The organism is Microbacterium neungamense (assembly GCF_024971095.1).
In the GTDB taxonomy this organism is placed as follows: Bacteria; Actinomycetota; Actinomycetes; order Actinomycetales; family Microbacteriaceae; genus Microbacterium; species Microbacterium neungamense.
The window spans coordinates 285,117-305,414 of the sequence record NZ_CP069717.1 but is presented as its reverse complement, the minus strand read 5'-3'; the positions used below and the strand labels follow the sequence as shown (position 1 = coordinate 305,414).

At 72.1% G+C, this 20,298-nt stretch carries 20 protein-coding genes, 1 tRNA gene and 1 pseudogene; 4 read left to right on the top strand and 18 right to left on the bottom strand.

What is annotated here, in order from left to right; genetic code table 11:
• Positions 1–27: 27 nt before the first annotated feature.
• From JSY13_RS01475 to serS, 4 genes are all read right to left on the bottom strand, one after another.
• The gene (locus JSY13_RS01475; protein WP_259607252.1) at positions 28–1,305 is read right to left on the bottom strand and encodes an LCP family protein; all 1,278 of its coding nucleotides are present in this window, start codon (positions 1,303–1,305) and stop codon (positions 28–30) included.
• A gap of 19 nt (positions 1,306–1,324) precedes the next feature.
• Positions 1,325–1,409 (bottom strand) — tRNA-Ser (locus JSY13_RS01470).
• Positions 1,410–1,532: 123 nt separating this feature from the next.
• A complete protein-coding gene (locus tag JSY13_RS01465; RefSeq protein ID WP_259607251.1) occupies positions 1,533–2,339 on the bottom strand; it encodes an HAD family hydrolase in 807 nt (268 codons plus the stop codon).
• The gene (serS, locus tag JSY13_RS01460) at positions 2,336–3,643 is read right to left on the bottom strand and encodes a serine--tRNA ligase (protein WP_259607250.1); all 1,308 of its coding nucleotides are present in this window, start codon (positions 3,641–3,643) and stop codon (positions 2,336–2,338) included. Before serS ends, JSY13_RS01465 begins: the two co-directional genes overlap by 4 nt.
• Positions 3,644–3,707: 64 nt before the next feature.
• Here serS and JSY13_RS01455 point away from each other — a divergent pair, with 64 nt between their 5' ends.
• Positions 3,708–4,706, top strand: coding sequence for a diacylglycerol/lipid kinase family protein (locus tag JSY13_RS01455; protein ID WP_259607249.1), 999 nt, complete (start codon positions 3,708–3,710; stop codon positions 4,704–4,706).
• Between the two features lie 226 nt (positions 4,707–4,932).
• On the opposite strand, the gene JSY13_RS01450 is transcribed toward JSY13_RS01455, so the two are convergent.
• From JSY13_RS01450 to JSY13_RS01440, 3 genes are all read right to left on the bottom strand, one after another.
• A complete protein-coding gene (locus JSY13_RS01450; protein ID WP_259607247.1) occupies positions 4,933–5,667 on the bottom strand; it encodes a hypothetical protein in 735 nt (244 codons plus the stop codon).
• A 119-nt stretch (positions 5,668–5,786) separates the two neighbouring features.
• Positions 5,787–7,241 (bottom strand): cardiolipin synthase, encoded by a 1,455-nt coding sequence (cls, locus tag JSY13_RS01445; RefSeq protein WP_259608236.1) that lies wholly within the window; start codon positions 7,239–7,241, stop codon positions 5,787–5,789.
• Between the two features lie 99 nt (positions 7,242–7,340).
• Entirely contained in the window at positions 7,341–7,517 is a 177-nt protein-coding gene (locus JSY13_RS01440) for a hypothetical protein (RefSeq protein ID WP_259607246.1), read from the bottom strand.
• A 141-nt stretch (positions 7,518–7,658) separates the two neighbouring features.
• Between JSY13_RS01440 and JSY13_RS01435 the strand changes: the two genes are divergently transcribed.
• The gene (locus JSY13_RS01435) at positions 7,659–8,774 is read left to right on the top strand and encodes a DUF4192 domain-containing protein (protein ID WP_259607245.1); all 1,116 of its coding nucleotides are present in this window, start codon (positions 7,659–7,661) and stop codon (positions 8,772–8,774) included.
• Between the two features lie 116 nt (positions 8,775–8,890).
• On the opposite strand, the gene lysS is transcribed toward JSY13_RS01435, so the two are convergent.
• Positions 8,891–10,435, bottom strand: a complete 1,545-nt coding sequence (lysS, locus tag JSY13_RS01430; RefSeq protein ID WP_259607244.1) for a lysine--tRNA ligase — start codon at positions 10,433–10,435, stop codon at positions 8,891–8,893.
• Positions 10,436–10,645: 210 nt separating this feature from the next.
• On the opposite strand from lysS, the gene JSY13_RS12630 reads away from it, so the two are divergent.
• On the top strand, positions 10,646–10,759 hold the full coding sequence (locus JSY13_RS12630; protein WP_432806426.1) for a hypothetical protein: 114 nt from the start codon (positions 10,646–10,648) through the stop codon (positions 10,757–10,759).
• A gap of 61 nt (positions 10,760–10,820) precedes the next feature.
• Here JSY13_RS12630 and JSY13_RS01420 read toward each other — a convergent pair whose 3' ends face one another.
• From JSY13_RS01420 to hpt, 10 genes and pseudogenes are all read right to left on the bottom strand, one after another.
• Positions 10,821–11,522 carry a DUF2520 domain-containing protein gene (locus JSY13_RS01420; protein ID WP_259607243.1) on the bottom strand — a complete coding sequence of 234 codons (702 nt, stop codon included), beginning with the start codon at positions 11,520–11,522 and terminating at the stop codon, positions 10,821–10,823.
• Between the two features lies 1 nt (position 11,523).
• Positions 11,524–13,293 (bottom strand): PH domain-containing protein, encoded by a 1,770-nt coding sequence (locus JSY13_RS01415; protein ID WP_259607242.1) that lies wholly within the window; start codon positions 13,291–13,293, stop codon positions 11,524–11,526.
• Positions 13,290–13,901, bottom strand: coding sequence for a PH domain-containing protein (locus JSY13_RS01410; RefSeq protein WP_432806457.1), 612 nt, complete (start codon positions 13,899–13,901; stop codon positions 13,290–13,292). The genes JSY13_RS01415 and JSY13_RS01410 overlap by 4 nt, the downstream gene beginning before the upstream one ends.
• 22 nt (positions 13,902–13,923) lie before the next feature.
• On the bottom strand, positions 13,924–14,388 hold the full coding sequence (locus JSY13_RS01405) for a DUF3180 domain-containing protein (RefSeq protein WP_259607241.1): 465 nt from the start codon (positions 14,386–14,388) through the stop codon (positions 13,924–13,926).
• Positions 14,385–14,963: a 2-amino-4-hydroxy-6-hydroxymethyldihydropteridine diphosphokinase gene (gene folK / locus JSY13_RS01400; RefSeq protein WP_259607240.1), complete on the bottom strand. Its 579-nt coding sequence runs from the start codon at positions 14,961–14,963 to the stop codon at positions 14,385–14,387. The genes JSY13_RS01405 and folK overlap by 4 nt, the downstream gene beginning before the upstream one ends.
• Positions 14,963–15,331, bottom strand: coding sequence for a dihydroneopterin aldolase (gene folB / locus JSY13_RS01395; protein WP_259607239.1), 369 nt, complete (start codon positions 15,329–15,331; stop codon positions 14,963–14,965). Before folB ends, folK begins: the two co-directional genes overlap by 1 nt.
• Positions 15,331–16,179 (bottom strand): dihydropteroate synthase, encoded by an 849-nt coding sequence (folP, locus tag JSY13_RS01390; RefSeq protein WP_259607238.1) that lies wholly within the window; start codon positions 16,177–16,179, stop codon positions 15,331–15,333. Before folP ends, folB begins: the two co-directional genes overlap by 1 nt.
• A complete protein-coding gene (gene folE / locus JSY13_RS01385; protein WP_259607237.1) occupies positions 16,176–16,817 on the bottom strand; it encodes a GTP cyclohydrolase I in 642 nt (213 codons plus the stop codon). Before folE ends, folP begins: the two co-directional genes overlap by 4 nt.
• A 1-nt stretch (position 16,818) precedes the next feature.
• The gene (gene ftsH / locus JSY13_RS01380; protein ID WP_259607236.1) at positions 16,819–18,834 is read right to left on the bottom strand and encodes an ATP-dependent zinc metalloprotease FtsH; all 2,016 of its coding nucleotides are present in this window, start codon (positions 18,832–18,834) and stop codon (positions 16,819–16,821) included.
• Positions 18,835–19,025: 191 nt separating this feature from the next.
• Positions 19,026–19,562: pseudogene (hpt, locus tag JSY13_RS01375) on the bottom strand (hypoxanthine phosphoribosyltransferase); the annotation flags it as partial.
• A 157-nt stretch (positions 19,563–19,719) separates the two neighbouring features.
• Between hpt and JSY13_RS01370 the strand changes: the two are divergent.
• On the top strand, positions 19,720–20,292 hold the full coding sequence (locus JSY13_RS01370) for a DUF937 domain-containing protein (RefSeq protein WP_259607235.1): 573 nt from the start codon (positions 19,720–19,722) through the stop codon (positions 20,290–20,292).
• Positions 20,293–20,298 lie beyond the last annotated feature (6 nt).

Sequence of the window (20,298 nt, the reverse complement as noted above, 5' to 3'; positions counted from 1 at the left end):
GTCAGCGCACGTTGCCGTTGGACGGCGTCAGCGCACGTTGCCGTTGGAGCAGGTCAGCTGCGCCGCGGAGTTGCCGCGGATCGTCGACGGCAGCGCGACCGCGTCGTCCGGAGTGGCGCTGGCGTCGGGCGCGGGCGTCTCGGTGGGGGCGCCGGCATCGGGCGCCTCGCCGTCCGGCGCAGGCACGGCCGGGTCGGCGGTCCCCTCCTCGAGCACGACGCCGTCGTTCTCGGTCGCCTCGTGGGTGATCTGCAGCTGCTTGTTCGCCTTCACCGCATCCCACAGCGCGGTCGCGGCCTCCTCGTCCGGCACCACCTTGTTCGGGTCGTCCGGGTCGGTGTAGGTCGGGTACTGCACGAAGACGATGTCCTCGAACGGCACGTCCTTGACGGCGAGAGCGATCTGCACGATCTTCATCGGGTCGGCGAGCGACGTGCTCGGCTCGACGTTCTTGATGCCGGTGTCGGCGAGCTTGAGCATCGTCGGCACGTTGCCGAGCACCTCGTCGCTGATGAGCTTGCGCACCAGGCGCGTCATGTACTGCTGCTGGTTGCCGATGCGGCCGAGGTCGCTGCCGTCGCCGACGCCGTGGCGGGTCCGCAGGAACTGCAGCGCCTGGTAGCCCTGGATGGTGTGAGTCCCGGCGGCCATGTCGAGGCCGGTATGGTAGTCCTTGATCGGCGAGGCGAGGCACACCTCGACACCGCCGATCGCGTCCGTGATCTGGATCACGCCGCCGAAGGTGACGGATGCCGCGAACTCGATGTCCTCGCCGGTGAGCTCGGAGATCGTCTTGGTGACGCAGTTCAGCCCGCCGTAGCCGTACGCGGTGTTCAGCGGCTGCTTGCGCATCGGGCCGCTGGTGTTGCCCTCCTCGTCGGTGCACTCCGGGATCGGCAGCATCAGGTCGCGCGGGAAGCTCACCGCCGTCACCCGGCGCGGCTCCTCGGAGACGTGCACGAGCAGGTTCACGTCGTTGAGGGTGCCGTTGGCGTCGGGGCCGCTGCAGCGATCGCCGAAGAGATGCGCGATCTCTGCCTCGCAGGTGTCGACGCCGCTGAGAAGGATGTCGAATCCGCCCTTGTACGCGCCGATGTCCGGCGGCAGGTCCTTCTGCCCCTCCAGCTCCACCGCGTTCGCGTTGACCGTGTTCGACCATCCGGCCACCACGAACCCGACGACGCCCAGACCGCTCACGAGCAGCACGGCCAGGCCGATGCCGATGAGCTTCATCAGCTGGGATGCGGCGCTCGGAGTGCGCTGCTGGCCGTGACGGGCGACGGGATGCCTGGTCGACTCGCTCACTCGGTGCCTTTCGGATCTGCGGAGGGTGTGGGATTCGAACCCACGGGACATCTCTGCCCACTGGTTTTCAAGACCAGCTCCATCGGCCGCTCGGACAACCCTCCTCGGCCGGCATGCGCCGGACGATCAGTGGTCGAGTCTATCCGGTCCCCTGCGGACGCCCGATGTCCCTGCCATTCTCCCGGATGCACCTGGGCAAGCCCTGGAGGGCGGCGCCGGCACCGCCGTCAGCGGGCCGCGGCGACGAGTCCGGTGAGCACGGTGGCCAGCCCGCCCTCCTCGACGTGGCCGGTGATCTCGCCGGCCGCATCCCGCACCTCGTCCGGGGCCTGCCCCATCGCGATCGCGCGGCCGCCGTTGCGCAGCGCCCAGCCGAACATGCCGATGTCGTTGCGTCCGTCGCCGGCGACGAGCACCTGGTCCGCAGCGATGCCGAGCTCCGCACGCACCCGCTCCAGCGCGGTGCCCTTGTCGACGCCGTCCGGGGCGATGTCGAGCCACGCCGTCCAGCCGATCGCGTAGGTGACCTCGTTCAGGCCCACCTCCGACACCAGGCGCTTGAAGTCCTCCTCGTCGTGCTGCGGCGACACGACCACCACGCGCGACACCTGCTGCGCGATGAGCTCCTCGAACGGCACCTGGCGGCCGCCGTCGAGCGTCCAGTCGTCCAGCATCGCGGTGTACAGCCGCTGGCCGGTGCCGAGCTCCACCATGTACCGGGCCTCGGGCAGCCGCTCCCGCAGCATCGACAGCACCGGACCCGGGTCGAAGGTCTCCACGTGCCAGTGCTCCCATTCGCCGCCGCGGCGGTGGAGCGTGACCGCGCCGTTCGAGCACACCGTGAAGTCGCTGGTGATGCCCAGCAGGTCGACGAACTGCGCGGTCGCCGCCCAGCTGCGCCCGGTCGCGAGCAGCACCTCGTAGCCGGCGTCCCGCACCTGCGCCACGGCGTCGGCCGCGCCCGGGCTCAGCGTCTCGTCCGGCAGGATCAGCGTGCCGTCGATGTCCAAGGCGACCAGGCCGCGCGCCGTCATGCCGCCGACACCGGCCGGAGGACCTCGAGCCCGCCGAGGTAGGGCCGCAGCACCTCGGGCACCGTCACCGAGCCGTCCTCGCGCTGGTGCGTCTCGAGCAGGGCGACGATCCAGCGCGTGGTCGCCAGCGTGCCGTTCAGCGTGGCGACGTGCTGCGTCTTCGCCGGCGCGGCGGATGCCTCCTCACCGGCATCCGCCACCTCTGGCCGGTACCGGATGTCGAGCCGGCGGGCCTGGAAGGTGGTGCAGTTCGACGTGGAGGTGAGCTCGCGGAACGCGTTCTGCGTCGGCACCCATGCCTCGATGTCGTACTTGCGCGCGGCGCTCGAGCCGAGGTCGCCGGCCGCCACATCGATCACGCGGTAGGCGAGGCCGAGCGACGTCAGCATCTCCTCCTGCAGGGCGACGAGGCGCTCGTGCTCGGCCTCGGCGTCCTCCTGCGTGGTGTAGACGAACATCTCCAGCTTGTTGAACTGGTGCACCCGGATGATGCCCCGGGTGTCCTTGCCGTACGAGCCGGCCTCGCGGCGGTAGCAGGTCGACCAGCCGGCGTAGCGGAGGGGCCCCGCGGACAGGTCGAGGATCTCGTCCTTGTGGTACCCCGCCAGCGGCACTTCGCTGGTGCCGACGAGGTACAGGTCGTCGTCCTTGTCGAGGTGGTACACCTCGTCGGCGTGCTCGCCGAGGAAGCCGGTGCCCTGCATGATCTCCGGCCGCACCAGGGTGGGGGTGATCAGGGGCTCGAAGCCGTTGCGCAGCGCGGTGTCGAGCGCGAGGTTCATCAACGCGATCTCCAGGCGCGCGCCGACGCCGCGCAGGAAGTAGAAGCGGGAGCCGGAGACCTTCGCCCCGCGCTCCATGTCGATCGCCCCGAGCAGCTCGCCCAGCTCGAGGTGGTCGCGCGGCTCGAACGGGAAGGCCGGGATCTCCCCCACCCGGCGCAGCTCGACGAAGTCCTCCTCGCCGCCGGCGGGTACGCCCTCGATCACCACGTTCTCGATCCGGGCGAGGGCGGATGCCGCGGCATCCGCCGCCTCGTTCGCGGCGTGCTGCGCCTGCTTCACCTTCTCGGCGAGCACCTTGGCCTGAGCGACCAGGGCGGGCTTGTCCTCCTTGGGCGCCTTCGCCACGACGCGGCCGAACGCGTTCTGCTCGGCCCGCAGCTCCTCGTAGCGGGTCAGCGCGGCGCGCCGCGATCGGTCGGCCTCGATCGCCGCATCGACGGTCTCGGGCGCGTTCCCGCGCGCGATCTGTGAGCGTCGGACGAGCTCGGGCTCGTCGCGGAGAAGGGCGAGATCGATCATTGGTCAAGTCTATCGACGGCCCGTGACACGCCCTGCCGGCGGCGGCCGCCGTAGAGTTGCGGGCATGGAGAGCACCGGGCACGAGGGGTCGCACGCGGCCCTCGTGTACAACCCGATCAAGGTGGAGCAGATGCGCCTGCGGGCCGCCCTGCTCGCGCACTCGAAGCAGCACGGCTGGGCGCCGCCGCGGTTCTACGAGACGAGCGTGGAGGATCCCGGGCAGGAGGCGACGCGCGCGGCGCTCCGCGACAGCGCGGCCGCGGTGCTGGTCGCCGGCGGGGACGGCACGGTGCGGGCGGTGTCGGAGGCGATGGCGGGAACGGGGATCCCCCTCGCGGTGGTGCCGAGCGGCACCGGCAATCTCTTCGCCCGCAACCTCGGCCTCCCGCTCGCCGGCCCGGAGGCGATGATCGAGGCCGTCTTCAGCGGCTTCCGCCACCCCGTCGACATCGGCTGGGTGACCCTGGTCCGCCCGGACGGCTCCTCCTCCGAGCACGCGTTCGTCGTGCTCGCGGGGGTCGGCCTGGACGCCGACATGATCGCGAACACGAAGGCCGAGTTGAAGCGCTCGGTGGGCTGGGTGGCGTACATCGACGGGGCGGCGCGGTCGCTGCCCGGTGCGCGCCCGTTCCGCATCCTGTACCAGGTGGACGACGGGCGGCTGCACTCCACCAAGGTGCACAGCGTGCTGTTCGCCAACTGCGGGTCGCTGCCGGCGGGCATCGCCCTCGTGCCGGACGCCTCGCTCGACGACGGCACCCTCGACATCGCGGTGATCCAGCCGACCGGACCGCTGGGCTGGCTGGGCCTGTGGCGCAAGATCTGGTGGGACAACTCGGTGCTGCTGCGCACCCGGGCCGGCCGGCGCGTGCTGGAGCGGCGCGGCCGGGACGCCTCGATCCACTACCTGCGCGGGCGGACGGCCGAGGCGGCGATGCCCACGCCGGCGTCGATCGAGCTCGACGGCGACGAGTTCGGCGAGGCGGTGCGGATGCTGTGCCGCATCCAGCAGGGCGGCCTGACCATCGTGCTGCCGCCCGGCCACGACACCACCCGCTTCTGACCCCGAGGCACCCCGCCCCGTCCTCCCCCCGACCCGTCCCGACTCGTCCCCCGACCCGTCCTCCCCCGACCCGTCCTCCCCGACCCGTCCTCCCCGGGTTTGGGGCGGATTCTCCCGTTCGGGGCGGTGCTGTGCCGCCCCGAACGTGGAAATCCGCCCCAAACGAGTGAGGTGAGGAGGGGGAGGGGGAGGGGGAGGGTGAGGTGAGGGGAGGGTGGGGGTGGGGTCAGGGGAGGACGGGGACCTGGCCCTCGAGGCCGCCGCCGCGCAGGGCGAGGGCGAAGGGACGGTCGTCGTCGGTCTCGAAGGGGATGGTGAGGATCGTGGTGCGCGGGGCGTAGTCCATCGTGCAGACGCCGTCGATCTCGGCGAAGACGACCGCGGCCCCGGCATCCGTCTGCTCGATGCTCTCGACGACGGGCGTGCACGAGGAGGACCCCCAGGTGAGCAGCACGATGCCGCGGTCGTCGAACCGGCCCGCGGACGGCTCGTGACCCGCCGGGCCGGACGGGGCCTCGGCGAGCGCCTCGAGGTCGGCGTCATCCGCGACGTCGCCGTAGGTCACGCGCAGCTCGACGTCCTGCGTCGGGTCGACGCCCTCGGGCAGGGCGGCCGGCGTCGCGCGCGGCGCGAAGTCGGCGGTGCAGACCTGGTCGGTCGCGGCATCCGCCAGCACGACGTGCACGGTCTGCCCCTCCGCCCGGACATCCTCCGCGTGCGGCACGCATCCGGACGATCCCCACGTCACCACCGCGAACTGCCGGCCGCCGGCGAGCCAGGCGGCCTCGACGTCCCCGGCGTCACGGTCCTCGGGAGCAGCGGAGCCGGCGCCGTCCGTCGGCGCTGCCGACGGTTCGGCCGTGCTCGTCGGCGACGGGGATGCCGGGCCCGACGAGCATCCGGCGGCGAGCAGCGCCACCGCCGCGAGCGCGAACGCAGAGCGAAGAGGTCGGAATCGCATACTCGATAGTGTCACGGCGGCGCCGTCCGTCTCAGCCGGCCCGGACCCCCGGAGTCGGCACGCCGGCCCCGATGCCCGGAGGCCGGCGCTCCGGCTCGGATGCCCGGAGGCCGGCGCTGCTACTGCAGCGCGGAGGTGAGCCGGGCAAGGTTGTCCAGCACCGTGGAGCGCAGCGGCTGCTTCAGCCACTCCTCCAGGGTGAGCTCGCGACTGAGCGCGCGGTACTCGTCCTCGACCGCGCGCACCTCCCGCACGAACTCCTCCCCGCGGACGAGCATCGAGATCTCCATGTTCAGGCCGAAGGAGCGCATGTCCATGTTGCTGGAGCCGATCACCGCGACCTGGTCGTCGATCGTGAGGCTCTTGGTGTGCAGGATGTACGGCTTGCGGTACATCCAGATGCGCACGCCGGCGCGCAGCAGCGCCTCGTAGTAGCTGCGCTGCGCGTGGAAGACCATCGCCTGGTCGCCCTCCTCCGAGACGAACAGCTCCACCTGCACACCCCGGTCGCAGGCGGCCGTGACCGCCTGCAGCAGCGCCTCGTCGGGCACGAAGTACGGACTCACGATCATGATCTTCGACCGCGCCGCATACAGCAGGGTGAGGAACAGCCGCAGGTTGTTCTCCACCTCGAATCCGGGGCCGGACGGCACGATCTGGCAGTCCAGGTCGCCGCTGCCGGTCTCCACGCGGGTGATGTCGATCCCCTCGGGCACCCGGTCGGTCTCGGCGTAGTAGTCCGACAGGAACACCGCGTTGATGCTGGACACGACCGGCCCGTCCACGCGCACCATCAGGTCCACCCAGTGCAGGCCCCTGCGGATGTTCTTCGGCAGGTTGTAGGAGGAGTCGGTGATGTTCTGCGAACCCAGGAAGCCGACCCTCCCGTCCACGACGAGGAGCTTGCGGTGGTTGCGCAGGTCGGGGCGCTGGATGCGGCCGCGCAGCGGCTGCACCGGAAGCATCAGATGCCAGTCGGCACCCATCGCCTCGAGGCGGCGGACGGTCTGTCGGTACTTCGGCTTCCAGCGGTTGGCCCAGTAGTCCAGCAGCACCCGCACCGGGATGCCGCGGGCCGCGGCGTCCTCCAGCGCCTGGAAGAAGCCGTCGGTGGAGGCGTCCGCCTGCAGGATGTAGAACTCGACGTGCACGTACTCCCGGGCGCGGCGGATCTCCTCGGCCATCGCGTCGATGGACGCCTGGTAGTCGGAGATGAGGTGGGCGCCGTTGTCGCCGGAGAGCGGCAGGGCGCCCATCGACTGGTTCATGTGCACGAGCGGCGGGAACCACTCCGGGGCGTCCGGGCGCAGGGTGCCGAAGTGCAGGTGGCGGGCGGTGTCGGCGATGTAATCGTTGATCCGCTCCTGCTTGCGGCGGCGGGCGCGGGGCAGCTTCGGATTGCCGATGAGCAGGAACAGCAGCACCCCGAACACCGGGATGAAGAAGATCGCCAGCAGCCAGGCCATCGCGGCGGTGGGGCGGCGGTTGCGCGGGATGGTGACGATCGCGACGATGCGGACCGTGATGTCGACCACGGCGTAGGCGAGGACGACCCACCAGGGCCAGGTCGAGATGTCGAACACCGTCGCCCCCTCCCCCGCGTCGCGGTTGCCTCACCTGGGTTCAGCGTAGCCGGATGCCCGGACAGCGCCGTTCGGGCGGGGCGGATGCCGTCAGGAGGACTTCGGGGGCAGGCCGCGGGCCGCGCGCTCCTCGGCCTCGATCCGCGCGTGCGCCTTGCGCTCGGTGCGGTCGAACCGGAGGATGCCGCGGAGCACGAACACGAACACGACCGAGACGACGAGCGTCGGCAGAATCGACCAGAGCGCCGCGACCCAGAAGTTGTCCACGCCTCCATGGTACGCGGCCCGGCTGAGCGGCGGCCCTGCGCCGACCCGATCGTTCTGCACCGACCGGCATCTGCCCCGAAGTCATCCACAACGGCCCTTTCCGGGCCCGCGGGCCGGGCGGCTCCGGCACACTCTCCGGGCATGAGCACGATTCTGCACGCCACCGATGCCGCCGAGCTCCTCGGCCTCGTCCCCTCCCTCGCCGGGTTCACGCCCCGGCAGAGCCTCATCCTGCTGCCGTTCCGCGGCCGGCGGACGCACGGCGCCCTGCGCGTCGACCTTCCCGATCCCGACGTCGACCCGGACGAGTTCGCGGATGCCGCGATCGAGCTCGTCGACCGCATCGGCGGCGTGGACGCCCTCGCGCTCGTCGTGTACACCGACGAGGAGCCGCTGAGCACGCCGGACGGACCGCTGCTGCCGCAGCTCGCACTGGCGGAGTCGCTGCTGGATGCGGCCGACGACGCGGCGCTGCGGATCGTCGAAGCCCTGTGCGTCACACCCGGCGGCTGGGGCGACTACCGCGACGACGAGCCCGAGCTCCACCCGCTCGACGGGATCCCGACCGCCCCGGCCGTACCCGGCGTCGGCGACGTCTCCGGCGACCAGCTCGCCGGAGCCGCGCTCCCGCCGAGCGACCTGGCCGAGACGGAGCGCGTCGGGCGGGCTCTCGCCGACCTGTGCACGGTGCTGCAGCGCGAACGGCGCGGCGCCTGGGTCCCCGGCCCGGAGGAGAATCCGCAGGCGCTGGCAGCCGCGGTGATGCTCGACGACGTGCCGGCCTTCGCCGAGGCGGTGCTGGAGAGTCCGGACGATCTGCCGCCGTTCACGTGCGCCGCCCTGCTGTGGTGTCTGAACCGGCCGGTGTTCCGGGACGCCATCATCGTGCAGTGGGCGACCGACGCGGCCTTCGGCACCCGCGCCCTCGCCGCGCAGCTGGCCTTCGCCGACGCGGGCTCCACGGTGCCCGACGACGTCGGCGAGGTGTTCCTCGGGCGCGGAGCGCGCCCCGACCCCGACCGCCTCGGGTGTGCGCTGTCGGTGGCGCGGCGGGCGGCTGCCTGCGCGCCGCGCGCGGCCCGGCCCGGCGCGCTCGTGGCGGCCGCCTGGCTGGCGTGGGCGCTGGGCCGTTCCTCTCACGCCGCCGAGTACCTGCGCCAGGCGCTGGAGATCGACCCGCAGCACAGCATGGCCTCGCTGCTGCGCACCGTGCTCGCCGCGGCGATGCTGCCGGAATGGACGCTGAGGCGGGCGTGAGCCCGGTGCGGGAACGCGCGGGCGTGAGCCCGGTGCGGGAACGCGCGGGCGTGAGCCCGGTGCGGCAACGCCGGGGCGCGCGGGGACCCACGCCCGGTCGCCGGGCCGGTCCGCGGTTACTTCACCAGCGGGAACAGGATCGTCTCGCGGATGCCGAGGCCCGTGATCGCCATCAGCAGCCGGTCGATCCCCATGCCCATCCCGCCCGACGGCGGCATGCCGTGCTCGAGCGCGCGCAGGAACTCCTCGTCCACGCGCATCGCCTCGACATCGCCCTTCGCCGCCAGCTTGGCCTGCTCGACGAACCGCTCGCGCTGGATGACCGGGTCCACCAGCTCGGAGTATCCGGTGGCGAGCTCGAAGCCGCGCACGTACAGGTCCCACTTCTCGACGACCCCGTCGATGGAGCGGTGCTCGCGCACCAGCGGCGAGGTGTCGACCGGGAAGTCCATCACGAAGGTCGGCCGCTCCAGGCCACCCTTGACGAAGTGCTCCCACAGCTCCTCGACGAGCTTGCCGTGGTTGACGTGCTGCGGGATCTCCACGCCGTGCTCCTCGGCGAAGGCGATCAGGTCCTCCACCGGGTCCTGCGGCGTGACGGTGCGGCCGGACGCCTCGGACAGCGAGTCGTACATCGAGATGCGGTCCCACTCGCCGCCCAGGTCGTACTCGGTGCCGTCGGCCCACGTCACCGTGGTGGACCCCGCCACCGCGATCGCGGCGTTCTGCACCAGCTCCTGCGTCAGCTCCGCCATCTGGTGGTAGTCGCCGTACGCCTGGTAGGCCTCCAGCATCGCGAACTCGGGGCTGTGCGTGGAGTCGGCACCCTCGTTGCGGAAGTTCCGGTTGATCTCGAACACCCGCTCGATGCCGCCGACGACGGCGCGCTTCAGGTACAGCTCCGGCGCGATCCGCAGGTACAGCTCGGTGTCGAACGCGTTCGAGTGCGTGATGAAGGGACGAGCGGATGCCCCGCCGGGCTGCACCTGCAGCATCGGCGTCTCCACCTCGAGATAGTCGTGCGCCGCGAACGTCGACCGGAGGCTGGCGTTCACCGCGGCACGGGCGCGCACCGTGGTGCGGGCCTGCTCGCGGACGATGAGGTCGAGGAAGCGGCTGCGCACCCGCGTCTCCTCGTTCAGCTCGGCGTACACGTTCGGCAGCGGCAGGATCGCCTTCGACGCGATCCGCCAGTCGTCGGCCATGATCGACAGCTCGCCGCGCCGGCTGGAGATCACCTCTCCGTGGACGAAGACGTGGTCGCCGAGGTCGACCAGCTCCTTCCACGCCGCCAGGGACTCCTCGCCGACGTTCGCGAGCGAGATCATCGCCTGGATGCGAGAGCCGTCGCCGGCCTGCAGGGTGGCGAAGCACAGCTTCCCGGTGTTCCGGCTGAACACGACGCGGCCCGCGACGCCGACGATCTCGCCGGTCTCGGCCCCGGCCTCGAGGTCGCCGTACTTCTCGCGCAGCTGCGGGATGCCGTGCGTCACGGGCACCCCGACCGGGAAGGCGCCGCCACCGGCATCCGTGCGGCTCGCGATGAGCTTCTCGCGCTTGGCCAACCGCACCGCCTTCTGCTCGAAGACGTCCTCCTCGGCGGAGGCGGAGGGCGTCGAAGGGTCGGCGGGGGCGGCGGTCTGCGCAGGCGCGTCAGTCATGAGTGGGGGCTCCTCGGAAGTCCCGTCCAGTCTACCGACCGCCGCTCCCCCGCCTGCGGCTGGTCACGGGGCGGCCAGGGCCTCGGTCGGCGAGAGGCGGGCGGCGCGCGCGGCCGGATACAGGCCGGCGACGATACCCACCAGCACGGTGGCGGCCAGGACGGGGAGCGCACGGCCGGCGCGCCGGGCGTCGGGCTGGGGCTGTCGATCGTGCGCGCGATCGTGCAGGCGCACGGCGGCGAGGTCGCGCTCGCGTCCCGGCCCGAGGGCGGCCTCGTCGTGACGGTGACCCTGCCCGGCGAACGGTATGACCGCGCCGGCTAGCCTCGAACGCGGAGGCCCCGGATCTGCACGCCTCCGCGGCTGGGCGCCGCTGCCCGTGGCCTCAGAGCCCGGTCGGAGGGCCCAGCGGGTCGGAGGCGTCCCGGAGCGCCTGCTCGACGGTGGACGAGACGAGCGCCGAAAGGTAACCGCCGGGGTTGTCGATCCCGATGCCGCGGAGCAGCCCGGTCGCCTGCCCGATGATGGAGCGGGAGAACGTCGTCGCCGTGGTGATCGCCTCGGCATAGGCGGCGCGGTCCGCCTCCGCGATCACGACCGGCTCGCAGCCGAGCTCCACGGCGAGCGCCTGCGCGATCGGCAGCACCGGGGCGGACGCGGTGACCGCCGCGAACGCCGCCCTCAGCTGCCGGAGGTCGATCGACGTGCCGGTGAACGCGATCGCCGGGTGCACAGCGAGCGGGATCGCGCCTTTCTCCGCGGCCGCCCGGAGCACGTCCGTGCCGAACGCCGGGTCGGTGTGCAGCACGAGCTGCCCGATCTGCCAGCCTCCGGCATCCGCGATCCCCCTGACCAGCCCCGGCAGCTCGTCGTGCGGCACCGCGATCACGACGAGCTCGCTGCGGCGGACCACCTCGAGCGCGTCGAGCACGGGCACCTCGGGCAGGATCGCGGAGGCGCGCTCGTCGTCGGAGCCGCTCGTGATGCCGGTGATCGCGTGCCCGGCACCGGCGAGCGCGGCACCGATCACCGGCCCCACCCGACCCGCGCCGATGATGCCGACGCCGAGGCGCGCACCCGCCGCCACGTCAGGACCCCTCGGGACTCGAGGCCGGCGACTCCCCGCTCAGGTCGCGAAAAGTGCCGCTTTCCCCGCCGGATACCGGCACATTCTGCGACCCGAACGCGGCAACCGCGTCCCCGTTCGCGCGCCAGCGGTGGGTCTGATCGCGGGATGCCGCGGCGACGGCGGCCCGGCTCACGCCGTCCAGCAGCGCGATCGCGTCCTCGCGCTCCAGCCCGGAGACGACGCCCGACACCGGTCCTGGCACGGTGTGCGCCTGCCCCTCGGCGACTCGCTGCGCGCGGTCGATCGGTCCCTGCGAGATCGAGACGCCCTGCAGGCGCGCGAGCGGGAAGATCGCGAGCTTGCGCCACACCGTGCCGCGCCGCAGCAGCAGGCCGTACTGAGTGAGCGCGTAGCCGTGCCGCTTCCACGACACCGGCCGGCGCCACCAGGCCCGCGGCGGGATGGTCCGATACGGGTCGCCCGGCACCGGGCCGAGGATCCCGTGCTCCCAGATCAGCGGGATGTCGGCGGCCGGCACGTCCGGCAGGATCAGCCCGAGCACCCGCTCCACGTCCGCACGGTTACCCACCGGCAGCACGACGTTGAACTGCTGGGCGCTGCTGGACTGCTGCTGCGCGGCGCTCTTGCCGCTCATCCGGTTGATCCGGATCGTCCACCAGCCGAACGGCCGCCACAGCAGCGACTGCGACACCTCGACCGCGAAGATCCGGCCCGGCGGCAGCGTCTCGGTCACGGTGGTGAGCAGGCCGTAGGTGATGCGCACCCCGTCGGGGGTCGGCGCGATCGCGTACCGCAGCGACTTCGAGATCTGCGCCCAGGCGATGGCGATGCTCGCCAGCAGCAGCGGGATGCCCATGCCGAGCCCGGCGGTGAGCACGATGAGCCCGATGGCGGTCTCCCCGTCACTGACGGCGCCGATCACGATGCCGCCCAGCGCCAGCGCGAAGATCACCGCGAAGAACAGCAGCCACAGCGCGCCGACGATCAGCTGCGAGCCGATCAGGCGCCCGGTCGGGATCTTGACCACGCTCTCCGGGGCGACGTCGGCGAGGTCGACGCCCTCGATCAGACCGGCGACCCCGGCGTTCACCGTCTCCAGCAGCGGCGTCGTGCCGGCGGGCGCCCCCGGCCGCATCCCCTCGGCCCGCGCCTGAGCCTCGCTGCGCGCGGCCCGGGCTCCGGAGGCGAGACGGAGGATGTCGGCCCGCACGGATTCGGCCGTCCCGGTGGACAGGTACTCGAGGGCGACGTTGGCGTCGGTGCCGGCGCCGACGACCTCGAGCTTGCCCAGCCCGATCAGCCGGGCCGGGAAGGGCCTGGTCAAGTTCACCCCCTGCACCCGGTCGAGCGGTGCGCGCCGGTGGGCGCGGAACACGATGCCCTTGCGCACCTCGACGTGGTCGCCGGTGATGCGGAACTGGTGGAAGCGCCAGACCAGCCAGAACGCGATCACCAGCACGACGACGACGGCGAGCAGGATGCCGAGGGCGAGCAGGATGAGGTCGTTCGCGAGGACCCAGTCGAACGGGTCGCCGCCGTACTCGTACTGCGCCTCCTCCGGCGCGAAGAGGTTGACGAACCAGGCGATCAGGCGGTCGCGCATGTTCGCGATCGCGATGCCGCCGACGATAAGGAGCACCAGACCGCCCTTGAACAGCGGGGTGAGCGGATGCATCCGGTGCCATTCGCCGTCCGCCAGCGACGACGAACCGCCCTCGGGCAGGCCGGCCGGCGCCGCGAGGGTTCCGGGCTGCCGCTGGTCGCTCACAGTCCGGTCCGGCGGGTCTCGGCGACCTCGATCAGGGTGTCGCGCAGCGCCTCCGCGGCGGTCTGGGTGAGCCCGGGGATCTGCACGCCCGTGGTCGCGGCCGCGGTCACCATCTTCAGCTGCGAGATCCCGAAGGCGCGGTCGAGCGGCCCCTGGGTGATGTCGACCAGCTGCATCCGCCCGTACGGCACCGCGACCATCCGCTGCCACAGGATGCCCTTGCGGAAGACGATGTCGTCCTCGCGCAGCATGTACCCGATGGCCTTCGCCTGCCGCGGCAGGATCGCCAGGGTGACCAGCGTGATCACGACCAGCGCGGCGCCGGGCAGCCACGCCCAGGTCTGCGCGAAGAAGACGTGCAGCACCGCCGCGGCGGCCACGACCGCGACGAGGAACAGGATGTTCTGCACGACCTGCGACACCACGTAGCGCGGGGAGATCTGGTGCCAGGTGCCGTCCAGCGCGATGGCGCCGGGGCTGCGCGGCGTGCGCAGCTGCGTGTAGGTGCCCTCGTCGAGTCCTGCGGGCGCGGGTGCGGCGGGGACGGATGCTCCGGGGGCGGGCGCCTCGGGGACGGATGTGGCCCGGCCGGGCGGCGGAGGCGGCACCGGGGTGCCGAAGCCGTTCGGATCACTCGGAGGGGTCGTCGGGCTCTCGGTCATCGGAATCCTTCGGCAGCGTGCAGAACTGTTCGGCGACGAGTGCGGCCCCGATCAGCACCAGCGCGCTGACGATGAGGGCGAGCATCGCCACCGTCGACCCTACCGGCGGTGGGACGGGCCGGGTCAAGAGGAAGCCCAGCAGGCCGCCGGCGAACCCGGCGAGGATCGCGCCGAGCAGGCTGGACGCCCGCGCCAGGGTGGCCGCCCGGAGGGCGCGGAACGGGTCGATGCGGATGCCGTCGCGCACGCTGCGCCGCACCGGCCAGGCCAGGCCGACCACGACTCCGGCGAGCAGCAGGAGCAGCACCGGCAGGAACACCGAGGGCGTGAACGTCGCCCGACCGGTGATGGTGAGCAGGTGGTCGAAGCCGAAGCCCGCGACGGCGCCCAGCAGCGCGAGCACGAGCAGGACGCCGGGGCCGGTGCGTTTCATCGGCGCCGCTCCCCGTCGGCATCCGACCCGGCATCCGCATCGGGCGAACCCGTCCGCAGCGACCGCACGAGGTCGGCGACCCGCCCGTGTCCCGGGAGCACCGCGTGGGGGTCGAGGCTCAGCCACGGCTCGAGCACGAACAGCCGTTCGGCCGCTCGAGGATGCGGCACCTGCAGATGCTCCGCATCGCTGCGGAAGTCGCCGTAGGCGATGAGGTCGAGGTCGAGGGTCCGGTCGCCCCACCGCTCGCGGCGCACCCGGCCCTGCTCCTCCTCGACGGTGTGCAGCATGCCGAGCAGCACCGAGGGTGCCAGCCGCGTCGTCATCAGCGCGACGGCGTTGAGATAGCGCGGGGCATCCGGATCGGGACCGTCCACGCGCACCGCGATCGTCTCGACGGGCTCGGACATGCGCAGCTCGTCCACGAGGGGCAGCCGGCGCAGACGCTCGGCGGCGGCGCGCAGCATCTCCCCGCGGTCGCCCTCGTTCGAGCCCAGGGCGATCACCGCCACCTCCGGGTCTCGGCCCGGCCGCGGGTCGGGGAAGGCCGGTGGGTGGGTGAGCCGGCGGTCCATCACGACCGTCCCCGGTGGATCGTGACCGACACGTCCGAGAAGGTCAGCGGGATCGGCGCGTGCGGCTTGTGCACGGTGACCGTCACGCCCTCGACCCGGGAGTCCTGCAGCACGACGTCGGCGATGCGCTCGGCGAGGGTCTCGATGAGGTTCACCGGCTCCCCCGCGACGACCGCGGCGACGCGCTCGGCCAGTTCGCCGTAGTGCACGGTGTCGGCGACGTCATCGGATGCCGCAGCGGCGCGGAGCGACAGCCGGAGCGTCAGGTCGATGCGGAACTCCTGGCCGTCGCGGCGCTCGTGCTCGTAGACGCCGTGGTGCCCGCGGACGGTCAGTCCGGTGAGGGTGATCTCGTCGAGGAGGTCCATCAGGCTCCGTCCCAGGCTCTCTGCACCGCGAGGGCGTCGCGGGTGGAGGCGACGTCGTGGACCCGGACCGCCCACGCGCCGGCGCGCGCGGCCAGGACGCTGGTCACGGCGGTGGCGAGATCACGGCGGGCGAGGGGGATGCCGGCCTCGGACGCTGAGCCTGTCGAAGCGTCCGCGCCGTCGTTCGACGACGGGGCGGCGGCGAGGATCTCGCCGAGGAACCGCTTGCGCGACGTTCCGACGAGCACTCGGTGCCCGAGCCCGACGATCTCGTCCAGCCCGCGCAGCACCTCCCAGTTCTGCGTCCCGGACTTCGCGAAGCCGATCCCCGGATCCAGGATGACGCGGGCCGGGGCGATGCCCGCAGCTGCGGCCGCCGCGATCCGGTCGTGCAGCTCCGCGGCGACCTCCCGCGCGGCGCGGGTGTACTGGGCCCGCGCGTACATGTCGCTGGACGGTCCGCGCCAGTGGCCGAGCACCACGTCGGCATCGGTGTCCGCGACGGCGGCCAGCATCCGCTCGTCCGCGAGCCCGCCGGACACGTCGTTCACGTACCGCGCCCCGGCGCGCACGGCGGCGACGGCCGTGGACGCGTTCAGGGTGTCGATCGAGACCGGGATGCCGGCATCCGTCAGCGCCTCGATCACCGGCAGCACCCGACGCTGCTCCTCCGCCTCCGGCACCCGCTCCGCGCCGGGGCGCGTGGACTCGCCGCCGACGTCGACGACCGCCGCGCCCTGGGCGCGCAGCATCCGGGCGTGCGCGACCGCGATCCCGGGATCGAGGTAGCGGCCGCCGTCGCTGAACGAGTCGGGGGTGATGTTCAGGATGCCCCAGATGCCGGTCACCACGCGCCTCCGGAGGGGCCCGCTGCGGCATCGCCCTGCCCGGCGCCGCCGGGCCGCGACCCGCCGATGAGCGCGATGAGCTCGGCGCGGGCGGCCGGCTCGGCGAACGCGCCGCGGGCGGCGATGGTGAGCGTGGACGCCTCGGGCTGGCGACCGCCGCGCATGGTGACGCAGCCGTGCGTGGCGTCGAGCACGACGAGGACGCCGCGGGTGTCGAGGTTCTCGGCGATGGTGTCGGCGATCTGCTCGCCGAGGCGCTCCTGCACCTGCGGTCGCGCGGCCAGGATCTCGACCACCTTGACCAGGGCGCCCAGGCCGACGACCTGCTCGCCGGGCAGGTAGGCGAGGTGCGCGTGGCCGGCGAACGGCAGCAGGTGGTGCTCGCACACCGAGCGGAACCGGATGTCGCGCATCAGCACCGCCCCCGACGGCAGCGTCTCCGGCGCCGGGCCGCGGGCGACGCTGATGGTGCGCGCCAGCGGCGCGGCGGGGTCCTCGTGCACGCCGGCGAAGTACTCCGCGTACAGCTCCGCCATCCGCGCCGGGGTCTGCTTCAGGCCCGGACGCTCCGGGTCCTCGCCGATCGCCTCGAGGAGCTCACGGGTGAGCCGCTCGACGCGCGCCCTGTCGACAGCCACGTCAGGCCGTCGCCGGCCGGGCCCGTCCGCCGCTGGGCTGCGCGGTCGGCCGGGAGCCGGTGCCGGTGCTGGTCGTGGCATCCGCAGCGGTCTGCGCGGCGACGCCGGCATCCGTCCGCTTCGGGATCTCCACCGGAGGACGCAGCGAGACCGGACGGTCCTCGCTGGAGAGCCACTGCGGCCGCTCGGGCAGCTTGCGGACATCCGTGAAGATCTCGGCGATCTGGTGGTGATCGAGGGTCTCGTGCTCGAGCAGGGCGAGGGCGAGGCGGTCGAGGATGTCCCGGTTCTCGGTGAGCACCTGGTAGGCCTCGTTGTGGGCCTGCTCGATGAGGGCGCGCACCTGCTCGTCGACGGTCTCGGCGACCTTGTCGGAGTAGTCGCGGCCTCGGTGCATGTCGCGGGGCACGAACATCTCCCCGCTCTCGGAGCCGAGCTTGACCGGGCCGACCTCGGTGGTCATGCCGTACTCGGTGACCATCTTCCGGGCGATGCTCGTGGCCTTCTCGATGTCGTTCGAGGCGCCGGTCGTGGGGTCGTGGAACACGATCTCCTCGGCCACGCGCCCGCCCATCGCGTAGGTGAGCTGATCCTGCAGCTCGTTGCGGGTGACGGAGTACTTGTCCTCCAGCGGCAGCACCATGGTGTAGCCGAGGGCCTTGCCGCGGGGGAGGATCGTGATCTTGGTGACCGGATCGCTGTGGTTCATCGCCGCGGCGGCGAGAGCGTGACCGCCCTCGTGGTACGCGGTGATCAGCTTCTCCTTGTCCTTCATCACGCGGGTCCGGCGCTGCGGACCGGCGATGACCCGGTCGATGGCCTCGTCGAGGGCGCGGTTGTCGATCAGCTGGGCGTTGCTGCGCGCGGTGAGCAGCGCGGCCTCGTTCAGCACGTTCGCCAGGTCGGCGCCGGTGAAGCCCGGCGTCTTCCGGGCGACGACCTCGAGGTCGACCGACTGCGACAGCGGCTTGCCGCGGGCGTGCACCTCGAGGATGCGCTGGCGGCCCTTCAGGTCGGGGGCGTCGACGCCGATCTGGCGGTCGAAGCGGCCCGGGCGCAGCAGGGCGGGGTCGAGGATGTCGGGACGGTTGGTCGCCGCGATCACGATGACGTTCGCGTTCGGGTCGAAGCCGTCCATCTCGACGAGCATCTGGTTCAGGGTCTGCTCGCGCTCGTCGTTGCCGCCGCCGAGGCCGGCGCCGCGGTGACGTCCGACGGCGTCGATCTCGTCGATGAAGATGATCGCCGGGGCGTGCTCCTTGGCCTGGGTGAACAGGTCGCGCACGCGGGAGGCGCCGACGCCGACGAACATCTCGACGAAGTCGGATCCGGAGATCGAGTAGAACGGGGCGCCCGCCTCGCCGGCCACGGCGCGGGCGAGCAGCGTCTTGCCGGTTCCGGGAGGGCCGTAGAGCAGCACACCCTTGGGGATGCGGGCGCCGATGGCCTGGAACTTCGCCGGATCCTGCAGGAACTCCTTGATCTCCTGCAGCTCCTCGATCGCCTCGTCCGCGCCGGCGACGTCGGCGAAGGTGACCGTCGGGGTCTCCTTGTTGACGAGCTTCGCCTTGGACTTGCCGAACTGCATGACCTTGCTGCCGCCGCCCTGCATGGACGACAGCAGCCACCAGAACAGCAGGCCGAGGAGGACGAGCGGCAGCAGCAGCGACAGTAAGCCGTCGAACCAGGTGGGACGCGGGACGCTGTCGTTGAAGCCGTCCTTCGGGTTCGCGGCGTCGATCGCCTGCACGACCTCGTCGGCGCGGGCTTCGACGTAGTAGAACTGGACGGCCTTCGCGCCCTCGAACTCCTTGGAGAGCACCATGTCGACGCGCTGGTCGCCGTCGGTGGTGACGACCTTGGTCACGGTGTCGCCGGCGAGCAGCTCCAGGCCCTCCTGAGTGGTGACCTGCTTGGGTGCACCGAGGTTCGAGATCAGCAGGAAGCCGCCGAACAGCAGGAGCCCGATCAGCGCCACATAGATCAGCGGATTCCGGGAGATCTTCTTGACATCCATGATGCGTTCAGCGTACCGCCCGGTCCCGAGGCGTCTCCTGTGCGTTCACCCACGGCGTACCGCCCCTCCCGCCCGCTCCTCCCGCCCCCGCTCCGCCGGCCGCCCCCGCTCTCTGTCCCCCGATCCCCGGCGTCTGTTTGTGGGGCGGGCGCGGGCGCCGGCGGGCGGGCGGAGGCGTCAGGTGTAGACGTGGGGGCGAGGACGGCGACGTCGCGGAGGTTGCGGTAGCGCTCGGCGTAGTCCAGGCCGTAGCCGACGACGAAGTCGGTCGGGATGTCGAAGCCCACGTACTTGCAGTCGATCTCGACCTTCGCCGCCTCCGGCTTGCGCAGCAGCGCCAGAACCTCGATCGACTCGGCGCCGCGGGAGGCGAAGTTCTCCAGCAGCCAGCTGAGGGTCAGGCCCGAGTCGATGACGTCCTCGACGATGAGCACGTGCTTGCCCTCGAGCGCCGTGTCGAGGTCCTTCCGGATCTGCACGACACCGCTCGACTTCGTGCTCGCGCCGTAGCTCGACACCGCCATCCAGTCCATCGGCGCGTGGAACGGCAGCGCCCGCGCGAAGTCCGCCATGACCATCACCGCGCCCTTGAGCACGCCGACCAGCAGCAGGTCCTTGCCCGCGTAATCTTCGGCGACGCGCTGGGCGAGCTCGTCGAGCTTGGCGCGGATCTCCTCCTCGGTGACGAGGATCTTCTCGATGTCGTCCTGGATGTCCGCAGCGCGCATGGGTCGATTTTAGGCGAGCGTCCGGATGCCCCCGTGACAGACCCTCGTGCCCGTGACGGTATGCCACAGACGAATGCCCCCTGTCCCCCTCCCCCGCGCACCCCCTGCGCGCTACTGTGAGCGGAGAGGCGGGCGGGTGCCCGCGGAGGGAGAGCCCATGAACCTCGACGAGATCCTGAAGCAGGTCCCGATCGACGACATCGCCCAGCGGTTCGGCGTCAGCCAGGACGTGGCGCGCCAGGCCGTGGCGGAGGGCAGCGCCGCCCTGCTCGGCGGTCTGCAGAAGAACGCCGAGACGCCCGAGGGATCCTCGGCGATCGAGCAGGCGCTGAACCGGCACGAAGGCTTCTCCGGCGCCTCGAGCGTCGACGACGTCGACCGCGAGGACGGCGAGAAGATCGTGAAGCACGTCTTCGGCGACAAGAAGAAGGACGTCGAGGAGACCCTCACCACCTCCGAGAAGACCGCGGGCGGCATCGACTTCGGCAAGCTGCTGCCGATCCTCGCACCGATCATCCTCGGCCTGATCGCGAACGCGACCAAGGGCAAGGGCGGCTCCACCGCCGGCTCTTCGTCCGAGGCCGGCAGCGGCGGCGGGCTCGGCGACATCCTGGGCGGTCTCGGCGGTCTGCTCGGCGGCGGCTCCGGATCGACCGGGTCCGGCAGTTCGGGCGGCATCGGCGGTGTCGTGGGCGACATCCTCGGGGGCCTGTTCGGCGGCCGCCGCTGAGCACCC

Excerpts from the sequence above, each read along its gene's own strand:
- JSY13_RS01455 (WP_259607249.1), top strand. The coding sequence starts at position 3,708 with ATGGAGAGCACCGGGCACGAGGGGTCGCACGCGGCCCTCGTGTACAAC.
- lysS (WP_259607244.1), bottom strand. The coding sequence starts at position 10,435 with ATGACTGACGCGCCTGCGCAGACCGCCGCCCCCGCCGACCCTTCGACG.
- JSY13_RS01450 (WP_259607247.1), bottom strand. The coding sequence starts at position 5,667 with ATGCGATTCCGACCTCTTCGCTCTGCGTTCGCGCTCGCGGCGGTGGCG.
- ftsH (WP_259607236.1), bottom strand. The coding sequence starts at position 18,834 with ATGGATGTCAAGAAGATCTCCCGGAATCCGCTGATCTATGTGGCGCTG.
- JSY13_RS01370 (WP_259607235.1), top strand. The coding sequence starts at position 19,720 with ATGAACCTCGACGAGATCCTGAAGCAGGTCCCGATCGACGACATCGCC.
- serS (WP_259607250.1), bottom strand. The coding sequence starts at position 3,643 with ATGATCGATCTCGCCCTTCTCCGCGACGAGCCCGAGCTCGTCCGACGC.
- JSY13_RS01405 (WP_259607241.1), bottom strand. The coding sequence starts at position 14,388 with ATGAAACGCACCGGCCCCGGCGTCCTGCTCGTGCTCGCGCTGCTGGGC.
- folB (WP_259607239.1), bottom strand. The coding sequence starts at position 15,331 with ATGGACCTCCTCGACGAGATCACCCTCACCGGACTGACCGTCCGCGGG.
- JSY13_RS01435 (WP_259607245.1), top strand. The coding sequence starts at position 7,659 with ATGAGCACGATTCTGCACGCCACCGATGCCGCCGAGCTCCTCGGCCTC.
- folK (WP_259607240.1), bottom strand. The coding sequence starts at position 14,963 with ATGGACCGCCGGCTCACCCACCCACCGGCCTTCCCCGACCCGCGGCCG.
- JSY13_RS01465 (WP_259607251.1), bottom strand. The coding sequence starts at position 2,339 with ATGACGGCGCGCGGCCTGGTCGCCTTGGACATCGACGGCACGCTGATC.